The 8,694-nt window shown below is 70.3% G+C and carries 10 protein-coding genes and 2 pseudogenes; 5 read left to right on the top strand and 7 right to left on the bottom strand.

From position 1 onward, the window contains the following. Window positions 1-963, bottom strand: a complete 963-nt coding sequence (locus V6D49_RS25970) for a CU044_5270 family protein (protein WP_340563568.1) — start codon at window positions 961-963, stop codon at window positions 1-3. Beyond that, a complete protein-coding gene (locus V6D49_RS25965; protein WP_340563565.1) occupies window positions 956-1,573 on the bottom strand; it encodes an RNA polymerase sigma factor in 618 nt (205 codons plus the stop codon). The genes V6D49_RS25970 and V6D49_RS25965 overlap by 8 nt, the downstream gene beginning before the upstream one ends. Before the next feature lie 89 nt (window positions 1,574-1,662). Between V6D49_RS25965 and V6D49_RS25960 the strand changes: the two genes are divergently transcribed. Next, window positions 1,663-1,851: a hypothetical protein gene (locus tag V6D49_RS25960; RefSeq protein WP_340563562.1), complete on the top strand. Its 189-nt coding sequence runs from the start codon at window positions 1,663-1,665 to the stop codon at window positions 1,849-1,851. A gap of 48 nt (window positions 1,852-1,899) precedes the next feature. Here V6D49_RS25960 and V6D49_RS25955 read toward each other — a convergent pair whose 3' ends face one another. Beyond that, window positions 1,900-2,061: a hypothetical protein gene (locus V6D49_RS25955; RefSeq protein WP_340563559.1), complete on the bottom strand. Its 162-nt coding sequence runs from the start codon at window positions 2,059-2,061 to the stop codon at window positions 1,900-1,902. A gap of 53 nt (window positions 2,062-2,114) precedes the next feature. On the opposite strand from V6D49_RS25955, the pseudogene V6D49_RS25950 reads away from it, so the two are divergent. Beyond that, window positions 2,115-2,405: pseudogene (locus tag V6D49_RS25950) on the top strand (DEAD/DEAH box helicase family protein); the annotation flags it as partial. 267 nt (window positions 2,406-2,672) lie between these two features. Here V6D49_RS25950 and V6D49_RS25945 read toward each other — a convergent pair. Continuing rightward, window positions 2,673-3,380, bottom strand: a complete 708-nt coding sequence (locus V6D49_RS25945; protein ID WP_340563557.1) for a hypothetical protein — start codon at window positions 3,378-3,380, stop codon at window positions 2,673-2,675. A gap of 199 nt (window positions 3,381-3,579) precedes the next feature. Here V6D49_RS25945 and V6D49_RS25940 point away from each other — a divergent pair. Beyond that, window positions 3,580-3,910: pseudogene (locus tag V6D49_RS25940) on the top strand (transposase); the annotation flags it as partial. Between the two features lie 129 nt (window positions 3,911-4,039). Continuing rightward, window positions 4,040-4,498: an SMI1/KNR4 family protein gene (locus V6D49_RS25935; RefSeq protein WP_340563554.1), complete on the top strand. Its 459-nt coding sequence runs from the start codon at window positions 4,040-4,042 to the stop codon at window positions 4,496-4,498. A gap of 60 nt (window positions 4,499-4,558) precedes the next feature. Here the strand turns inward: V6D49_RS25935 and V6D49_RS26295 are convergent. Further along, a protein-coding gene (locus V6D49_RS26295) for an IS630 family transposase (RefSeq protein WP_445330511.1) occupies window positions 4,559-5,625 on the bottom strand; the annotation gives its coding sequence in 2 pieces (ribosomal slippage) (window positions 4,559-5,179 and window positions 5,182-5,625; 1,065 coding nt in all). An 88-nt stretch (window positions 5,626-5,713) separates the two neighbouring features. Here V6D49_RS26295 and V6D49_RS26290 point away from each other — a divergent pair. Beyond that, window positions 5,714-6,937, top strand: coding sequence for a DEAD/DEAH box helicase family protein (locus V6D49_RS26290; protein WP_445330608.1), 1,224 nt, complete (start codon window positions 5,714-5,716; stop codon window positions 6,935-6,937). Here V6D49_RS26290 and V6D49_RS25910 read toward each other — a convergent pair. Next, window positions 6,853-8,286, bottom strand: a complete 1,434-nt coding sequence (locus tag V6D49_RS25910; protein ID WP_340563551.1) for a lantibiotic dehydratase — start codon at window positions 8,284-8,286, stop codon at window positions 6,853-6,855. The genes V6D49_RS26290 and V6D49_RS25910 overlap by 85 nt on opposite strands. Window positions 8,287-8,325: 39 nt before the next feature. Then, window positions 8,326-8,688, bottom strand: a complete 363-nt coding sequence (locus tag V6D49_RS25905; RefSeq protein ID WP_340563549.1) for a hypothetical protein — start codon at window positions 8,686-8,688, stop codon at window positions 8,326-8,328. Window positions 8,689-8,694: the final 6 nt, after the last annotated feature.

The raw sequence follows: 8,694 nt of genomic DNA, 5'->3' as shown, positions 1-8,694 counted from the left end.
CTAGGGGCGCTGTCTCAAGCGGTCGACGATCGCCCACTCCACCGTGTGCGACAGCTGGATGTACGTCCTGCCGGAAGCCGTGGACCCCTCACTGCGGAAGCCCAGGAATTCGTAGGACTCTTCATCGAAGATTAGGTAGCTGCCCTTTTGGGAGCCCTCTCCGGTGTAAGCGATCCCCACTCCCGTGCGCCCTGCAGCGTCCTTCACGCCCGGGATCGCCTTGACACCGTGCACCAGGGCCAGTGCTTCGTAAGCGGCGGGACGCAACCCCGGGGGCAGCGCCGGCTGCTTCAGGAGCTCGCCGAGCAGGAAGTAGGCGCGGAACCAGTCGAAGCCGGAGAGGTCGTCGATCGACTGGTCGGTCGTGCCGGTGGCGGAGATGATGGCCGGAACGAGCTTCTCCGGGTCGGTCGGAAGTTTCTTGAGTTTGCTCCACTCCCGGGGAGGCCACACGGAGCCGCCATCCTTCATGGGCTCCTCCCAGATCACGTTGCCGCGCTCCATGGTCAGGGAGCGCTGGGAGCCGTCCACCGAATCCCAGTTCACGTCCACGAAGGTCTGGACCTCGCCGGTCTTCCGGTCCGTCTCCTTGATGATTCGCTTGGAGTAGATGAACTGGTCTCCGCGCGGCGCGACGGGCGTCTCCTGGCTGCTCGCGTACGCCGCCGCCCCTTCCAGCACTGTCACAGCGGCGACCTCGCGCATCTGCGGGGCGAGGGGGCCCGCGGAGTTCGGACCTTCGCCCTCGGTGGTGATCAGCACCGCCGTCCCCATGGCCGCCATGGCGACCACCCCGGCCGTCGCAAGGCGCAGCGCGCGTCGGCGGCTGGGTCCGGTGTCAGGGTGCTGCTTCGTGCGGGTGATCGTGTTGAGCAGTCGGTGGCGGGCGTGTGCCCGGGCCGGTTCGGTGAGCGGGGACGCGTCGGCGTCCCAGTCCCGTAGGAGTTCGAGTTCGTCAGTCATGGTCGGATGCCTCTCGCAGTGTCGTCGGATCGGATCCGCCCAACGCTTCGCGTAGTTTGCTGCGAGCCCGGTGCAGCCGTGATCTGACGGTGCCGATGGGGACGCCGAGGGCCTGGGCCACTTCCTCGTAGCTGAGACTGCCCCATGCCACCAGCAGCAGCACGTCGCGGTGCCGCGCGGGTAGTGCGGCCAGTGCCGCTGCCAGGTCGCGGCGTACGGCCTGTGCCCCGACGCGGTCCGCAGCCCGGTCGGCCAGCGGCTCCTCGTGGTCGGCGGGAGCCGGGATGCGGGCCAGGGCCTTGAAGCGGCGGGCCTCGGCCCGCCGGTGCCGGCCGACCAGGTTGGTCGCTATGCCGAACAGCCAGGGCCGGGCGGTGTCGCCTGTGGCCCGCGCGGGGTCGTACCGGTGGCGCTGCTGGAAAGCGGTGGTGAAGGTCTCCGCCATGAGGTCGTCGGCCGGCTCCCCGCCGAGCCTGCGAGCCAGATATCGGTGTACCGCGTCCGCGTGCCGGTCGAAGAGCACGGCGAACGCCTCGGGCTCGTCCCGGGACCGCGCAATTACCGAGGCATCGCTGTCCACCCCCGTGCGGACGCCTGGGTCGACGGTCATCGGGGCTCCTCTCGTTCTAAGCTACGCATCGAAAGCTTGGGCTTTCACCTCTCCTTCGCCCGTCGCCCCTGGCGAGTTCCCTCGGGCTCTTGGCCGCTGCTGCGCCCCGGAGCAAGGAGCCGGGAGCCGGCCAGCACGGTGGGGACATCGCCGAGGTCGACTTCCGCTTCATCACAGCTATGTGGGGCTACTGGGCGTACGTCTCCTCCGGGCTCCGGCAGCCCTCCCACCGGACCTCCCTGCGCCGCACCGCGGCGCAGGCACGGACCATCCGGTAGGAGATGCCGTCCGCCGGGGGCTCATCCAGCAGCAGGGTCAAAGACCCTCTACACCGTGTGGCTGCGCTTCGACAGCGCGCCAAGATCCGCATCCAGCATCCCGTCGGCCACCCGCTGAACGGGCCAGCCGCATCGTACGCGGTGCCTCATCGGCGGCAGCGCTTCCTCGGTCGCGCGGTCCAGGTCTGCCTCCAGCTTGAGAATCGGCACACGGGCCATCTCTGCACCGGCCCCTCTTCACGCCGGCTCGTAAAGGAGATTACGTGGTGGACCATGGCGCTCATGCCCGAGGAGAACTTGCCCTCCGTCCGCATCAGAAGGAGGCGGTGGCGGCCATTCTGCGAGGGCTCTCCGACGTGGCCGGTGGCGATGTGCGGGGGACGATGGTGATGGCGACCGGCACCGGGAAGACCATCACGGCCGCGACCGCCGCTCACCAGTTGGTACCGCATAGCCGGTGCGGAGTGCTCGTGCCGACCCTCGACCTGCTGACCCAGACGGCCGAGGCCTGGCGGCGCGCCGGACACCGGGGCCGGATGATCGCCGTGTGCTCGCTGGGAGATGATCCGCTGCTGGACGCGCTGGGAGTGCGGTGCACCACCGATCTGGCGCTGCTGGCGCGGTGGGCGTGCGAGGTGGAGTCGGTGGTGGTGCTGGCGACGTACGCCTCCCTGGTGCCGCAGAGCGCCCGCCAGGACGGCACCGAGAACGCAGAGGACGGCGAGGAGGGCGTGGACGGGCCGCAGGAGAGCGCACGGACCCGGCGTGGAGTGCTGGAGCGGGCAGTGCGCGGTGAGGGCTTCACCGGGCCCAATCTTGGGTCAGTTCTGGTTAACGGGCCAGACAGCGGCCGGGTCACAGTGGGCTGGGCACGCCAGCAGATAGACCTCGTTACCGAGAAAGAGCCCGTAGGTGTCGGCCCCGACGCTGTAGGGCTGCTCCGGTTGACCAGGGCGGACGGCGAATTCCATGTCCTCCGGCACCTGGCACACGTACACCAGCTCAGTGCCGCACGCGCACTGGTAGTACTCGGGGAACTGCGCCCAGGATGGTGCACCGCCCACCTTGAACGTCTGGGCTCCCAGCCCCTCGGCAGGGACGTCCGTGAAGGGCCGCAACGTCAGCGGCAGGGCGCGCAGGGAGGGCTCGGGCTCCGCCGCTGGCAGGGTCGCCTCACGCTGGAGCAGTACCCGCCAGAACGGACGTGGATAGGGCGGCTGCGGAGCGTCCCAGTACCGAGGCACGAGCCGGCCGTCGGTCATCTGGGGGTCGGAGGCATCGTTGTGCGCGCGGCAGTGGAAGAGCAGGAGGTGGTCTCCGCTGAAAGGTTCGAGGTCCGAGGGGATGTCGAGCTGGAAGAACAGAACCATCCGCTCGCCGCAGAAACAGTCCGGCCACTTCTGGTCCTCGTCGAGGAAGGGCCAGCCGCCCACCGAGTTCCGTGTCGGGCGGGCCAGAGGGTCGGGGCCGACCTCGATGGCGTGCGCAGGCAGCCCCACCCGCATGTTCTGTCCATCAGGTTCGGCCATCAGGTCAATCTAGGGGATGCACCGGTGGCTGTCGGCGGCGACGGTCGGGGCCGCCGGCGGATGGGCGGGCGGCGGCTTGGCTCTCCGCGCGGGCGGCGGCCCAGGTGTCGGAGGCGGCGCCGGTGAGGCGGGCGTCCTCCCGCACCCACATGGCGCGGCGGTGCGCGGTCACCAGGCCGGCCACGGCGTCGATGAGCGCCTGGCGGTGCTCGACGCGACTCCGCCAGTTTGCGGTCGGGGCGGGGGCCCGCCGCAAGCCGGATGCCCAATTCGTCGACCGCGGCTACGACCATGACGTCTACCGCGACCAGGTCCGCACCCGCGGCATCGTGCCAGCCATCACCCGACGAGGCACCGTGCACGGCACGGGGCTGGGCACCTACCGCTGGGGCGTGGAGCGAAGTCTCGGCTGGCTGCACGGCTTCCGACGTCTGGCATCTGCTGGGAACGCAGAGCCGACATCCATGGGGCGTTCCTCGAACTCGCCTGCTGTCTCAATCACTCATCGGCACCTCAGGGCATTGCGCTGATCCTGGGACCGCTGGTCAGGCATCGGATGTCCCGGGCTCATGCCATGATCCGGCCTCATGAGTGACCGATCGCTTTCGCCCGCCTGGCTGGCCTCGTGGACAGACAGAGTCTCCAGGACTCTCACGGCCATGACAGGCGAGTTCGAGGATCGGCACGGCTTCCCCGCTGGGACCAACGAGGTACGGCCGGCTAACCACGATGATCAAGTCGCGGCTCACAGGCTGGCCCACGTCACCTCTGCCTCAGGTGACTTGGTCACCTTCTACGACAGCATCGGCGATGTCACCTGGGCGGACGTCGGCAATGGCTACTTCCTCGAACCAGCCACGAACGTCCTGCAGCGGCTCCAGGAGGGCGGCAGCGTCGATGCCGACACAGACCGAAAGGTCCATGGCCCGGTCATCGGCTCGAACGGCGGCGGCCTGGCCTACGTCGCGGCCTCTGATGGGGCGGTCTACCGGACGCGGACGGCGTCGATGGACGAAACGGAGCTCGACAAGGTGGCCGATGACCTGCGGCAGTTCCTGAAGCTGCTGGAGCACTCCCTGACACTGTTCATCACCCACGGCGAGACGGAAAACCTGTGACCGCAGGCACCAAGCGCGCATTCTGTTACTGAGGTTGAACTCGTGATGTCGCTGGGTCGCTCAGGTGGGTCTGATGGTCAGGCCGGTCTCGGCGAGGCAGCCGTCTATGAGGTGGCTGCGGTATTGGATGTGGCGTAGGCCGTGTCGGATGCGCTGGACGAGGTGTTCGGGGGTGGAGAAGGCGACGTTGGAGAGCCAGCCGCGTCGCAGAAGGGACCAGATCCCCTCGACGGGGTTGAGGTCGGGTGCGTAGGGCGGCAGGTAGTAGATCGTCAGCCAGTCCCGGGAGTCGGCGAAATCCCGCAGGCCGGCGGCCTTGTGGACGTTGAGGTTGTCCCAGACCAGGACGATCGGGCCGCCGAGCTGCTGGTGGGCGGCGATCAGCAGGTCCCGGTAGTCGCGCCAGGAGAAGCTCTTACGTCCGTCGCGTCGGCCGTCGTCCCGGCGCGGCCGGTAGATCAGCCGGGACCGGTGGCCGGGTTTGTAGCAGGTCAGCGCGGCGATCGATATCCGCCTGCGGGAACGGCCGCGGACCCGCACCACCGGGGTCCGGCCGCGCTGTGACCAGGTCTTCGCCTGCGGCGGCGTCATGGAGAATCCGGCTTCGTCCTCGAAGACGAGCCATGCTCCACTCACCGCCGCGAGTCTTCCGCGCAGGGCCACACCTCCCGGGCCCAACCGGCCACCGCCTCGTCGTCCCGCTCGATGGCGCGGCGGGCCGGGACCTGGCAGGACCAGCCGTTGCGCACCAGGAGCTTGCGCACGCCCTGGATCGTGTAGGTCAGGTGGAAGCGTCGACCGATCACCGTCTTCACCCGGCTCAGGGTCCAGCGCTGGTCCTCCCAGCCGTGAGCGGCCGGCCCCTTGGCCAGCTCCACCTCCAACTGGGCGAACTGCTTCTCGCTCAGCCTCGGCAACGATGCCGGACCCTGTGACCGCAGAGCCCGCGGACCACCCTCATCCCACGTCCGCCGCCACCGCTGCACCGAGCGGACGCTGACCCGCAGGTCCCTGGCGATCACCGAGCTCGCCTCGCCCTGGGCGAACCTCTCGGCGGCCTTCAGCCGTAACTCCTCGCGGAACTGCTGCCGTTCGGCGGTCAGCCCGCCCCCTTGTGGATACCGCATACCCCGGTGATACCGCACCGGCGAGGAGCCGTCAGCCCCTACGACTCCACGAGTTCAACCTCAGTAGGCGCTGTAAGGAGATCACGCGGTGAAGAACGGCGATCCTTCCCTGGGGGAGTTCCACCTCCGTCCGCATCAGAAAGAGGCGGTGGCGGCGGTTGTGCGTGGGCTTTCCGATGTGGCCGGTGGGGATGTGCGGGGGACGGTGGTGATGGCGACCGGGACCGGGAAGACCATCACGGCGGCCGTGGCCGCGCACCGGTTGGTGCCGCGCGGCCGGTGCGGGGTGCTCGTGCCGACGCTGGACCTGCTGGCGCAGACGGCCGAGGCGTGGCGGCGTGCCGGGCACCGGGGCCGAATGATCGCCGTGTGCTCGCTGGGGGACGATCCGCTGCTGGAGGCCCTGGGAGTGCGGTGCACCACCGATCCGGGGCTGCTGGCGCGGTGGGTGGCCGGGGCTGGGTCGGTGGTGGTGTTGGCGACGTACGCCTCCCTAGTGCCGCAGAGCGCCCGCCAGGACGGCGCCGGGAACGGCGAGGAGGGCGTGGGCGGGCCGCAGGAGAGCGCACGGGCCCGGCGGGGGGTGCTGGAGCGGGCGGTGCGCGGTGAGGGCTTCACCGGGCCTTCTCTGCCCGCCTTCGACCTCCTGGTGGTGGACGAGGCGCACCGCACGTCGGGAGATCTGGGGAAATCCTGGGCGGCGGCGCTCGATCAGGGCCGGGTGCCGGCGGTGCGGCGGCTGTTCATGACAGCGACACCGCGGCTGTGGGAGACACCGCCCGTGTCCGGTGGTGAGGGGCGGCTGGTGGCCTCGATGGACGATCAGCGGCTGTACGGGCCGGTGCTGTTCGAACTGGAACTGATGGAGGCCGTCGAGCGCGGGCTGCTGGCACGGTGGGAGATCGACGTCCTGGAGATCACCGACCCCCAGGCCCCCGCCCCCGAAGCCGGTGCTGAGGCCCAACTGGACCGCTGGGGCGTAGCCGCGGGCGTGGAGTTGGTCAGCCGCCTCATGCGCGAACTGGGCCTGGTGCCCTGCCTGCCACGGTCGAAGAGGTTCACCCTCACGCAGGCTGCGGCCGGCCCGGTGCCGGACCTCGTCGGCCGTGACTTCACCGCGGATGCGCCCGGCGAGAAGCTCGTCGGTGACATCACCTATATCGCGTCTGGAGAGGGCTGGTTGTACCTCGCAACGGTCATCGACTGCTGCACGAAGGAAGTCATCGGTTACGCGATGGACGACCACTGCCAAACTCCATCGCGGTCCTCGACCACGACATCGGCCGCGGGCAGGGTGCGCGGGCGGTGCTGATCAGCGGCGGTGTAGTCGACCATCCCGACCAGGTAGTCCCGGGCCCGGACCAGGGCGGGCCTGCTCCGGGTGTTCCAGCGGGGCAGCTGCTCCCTGGGCAGCATCGGCATCATCCGGCGGCCGGGGAAGTCCCGGTCGGTCTCGTCGAGCAACTCGGCCGGGTCCGGGTGCTGCAGGACGAACAGCGATGCGTGGACGGTGTTCATCGCCAAGTGCAGCTCGCCCACCACCAGCTCGAAGTCGCCGCGCTCGACCGCGGCGGCGTCGTCGGCCACCACGAACACCACCGGGCTGACGTAGCGTGCGATGTTCCAGCCGTCGCCGGGCTCGTCGAACGCCGCGCGCACCGCGTCCGCGATGTCCGCGGCCGACAGCCGGACCCGGCGCGCGCCGTCGGGTGCGTCGATGATCCGCTGCCAGCGCAGGCGCAGTTCGTCGGTGATCCGGTCGATGTCCTCGGTCGACCGCGGGTGCGGCACCGGCACGCAGCGCATCCACAGCGATGCGAGGTCCACAGTGGACTGATCGGCGGCCAGCTCGCGATAGGCGGTGCCGATCCGCTCCCTGGCGGCCCGCGCGAACCGGTTGGTCATCCAGCGGGCCGCGGTCAGGAACATGGCCAGTGGGGCCAGCTCGTCCAGGATCGCCGATCCGATGGTGGCGGAGGCGGTGCGGCGCGAGTCGGAGTACACCAGTGCCCGGTTCGCCGAGGTCCTGGCGCCCTTCGCCCGCTGCGCCGCGGACTCGGTCAGCTCGACGAAGTCCGCCTCCAGCGCGATCAGCGCGTCGACCAGGGCGGCGGCGTCGCCGACCGCGGCGCGGACCCTGGCCTTGCCCGCTTCCAGCACGGCCAGCGGGCCGAGTGCCCGGTCACGGACGCCCGCGTCGCCGACCCGCTCCAGGATGGCGCGCAGCTCGTGGTCCGGGTGCGCGCCGACCGGCACGTCGAGCTTCCAGACCAGCCAGCGCCGCTGCGCCATGCCCGCCAGCGTGTCGAACACGTCGGACAGCGCCAGGCCGGTCTCGGCGGCGATCACGGCGGGCTGCCGGGTGCCGTCGCGCAGCGGGAGAACCAGCGCCTGGGCGGGCTCCACCGGCTGCGCCGGGCGGCCGGGCGGCCGGACATCGCCGCCGTCGATCCCGACGAAGGACACCCGTCGGGGCGCCAGCCACCGACGCAGCCCCGGGTCAGCGCTGATGGTCTCGGCGAGGATATCGATAGCCCAACTGGAAAAGGACACCTCGGAGGTGGCGATCAGGGTGTCGCCCGGTTCGACGGTGACGCCGCGCCGGGACAGGTTCCAGGCACCCCAGCCGACCGGGCCGAAGAAGCCGATGTCGTTCTTCACGCAGAACCGCTGCCAGTGGTGCGCGACGAGTTCCTCGCGCTACCTCGGCATGCTGGTCCGGTTGTCCACGGTCGGCGTCCAGGCGAGGAACGACGCGATGCCGGACCGCAGGATCGCCCGGTTCTGCCAGCCGACCGCGGCCCGGAACGCGGGCAGCGCGGCGATCTCCTGTAGGGCCACCGCGGTGCGCACCGCGGCCTCGCCGAAGAACCGCTCGAACTCCGCCCACTCGGGGCCGGACATCGGGATGCCGGACGGCCGCGCGCCGAACTTGTCGGCGGCCAGGCCAACGCCCGCCGGGGCCATCCGCAGCACGCCCGCGGCCGGGAAACCCGCGCCCCGCAGGGAGAACTGTCGCCACAGGCGCCAGTCACCCCCGGGCAGTCGCACCGTGTCGGTCATGGCTGA

It is taken from the genome of Streptomyces sp. GSL17-111 (genome assembly GCF_037911585.1).
Lineage (GTDB): Bacteria > Actinomycetota > Actinomycetes > Streptomycetales > Streptomycetaceae > Streptomyces.
The sequence above is the reverse complement of the archived record's forward strand: the minus strand, read 5'-3'. Positions and strand labels throughout refer to the sequence as shown.

Coding starts and splice junctions, on each gene's coding strand:
- V6D49_RS25970 (WP_340563568.1), bottom strand. CDS start 963: ATGACTGACGAACTCGAACTCCTACGGGACTGGGACGCCGACGCGTCC.
- V6D49_RS25905 (WP_340563549.1), bottom strand. CDS start 8,688: ATGACCGACACGGTGCGACTGCCCGGGGGTGACTGGCGCCTGTGGCGA.
- V6D49_RS25935 (WP_340563554.1), top strand. CDS start 4,040: ATGACAGGCGAGTTCGAGGATCGGCACGGCTTCCCCGCTGGGACCAAC.
- V6D49_RS25965 (WP_340563565.1), bottom strand. CDS start 1,573: ATGACCGTCGACCCAGGCGTCCGCACGGGGGTGGACAGCGATGCCTCG.
- V6D49_RS25945 (WP_340563557.1), bottom strand. CDS start 3,380: ATGGCCGAACCTGATGGACAGAACATGCGGGTGGGGCTGCCTGCGCAC.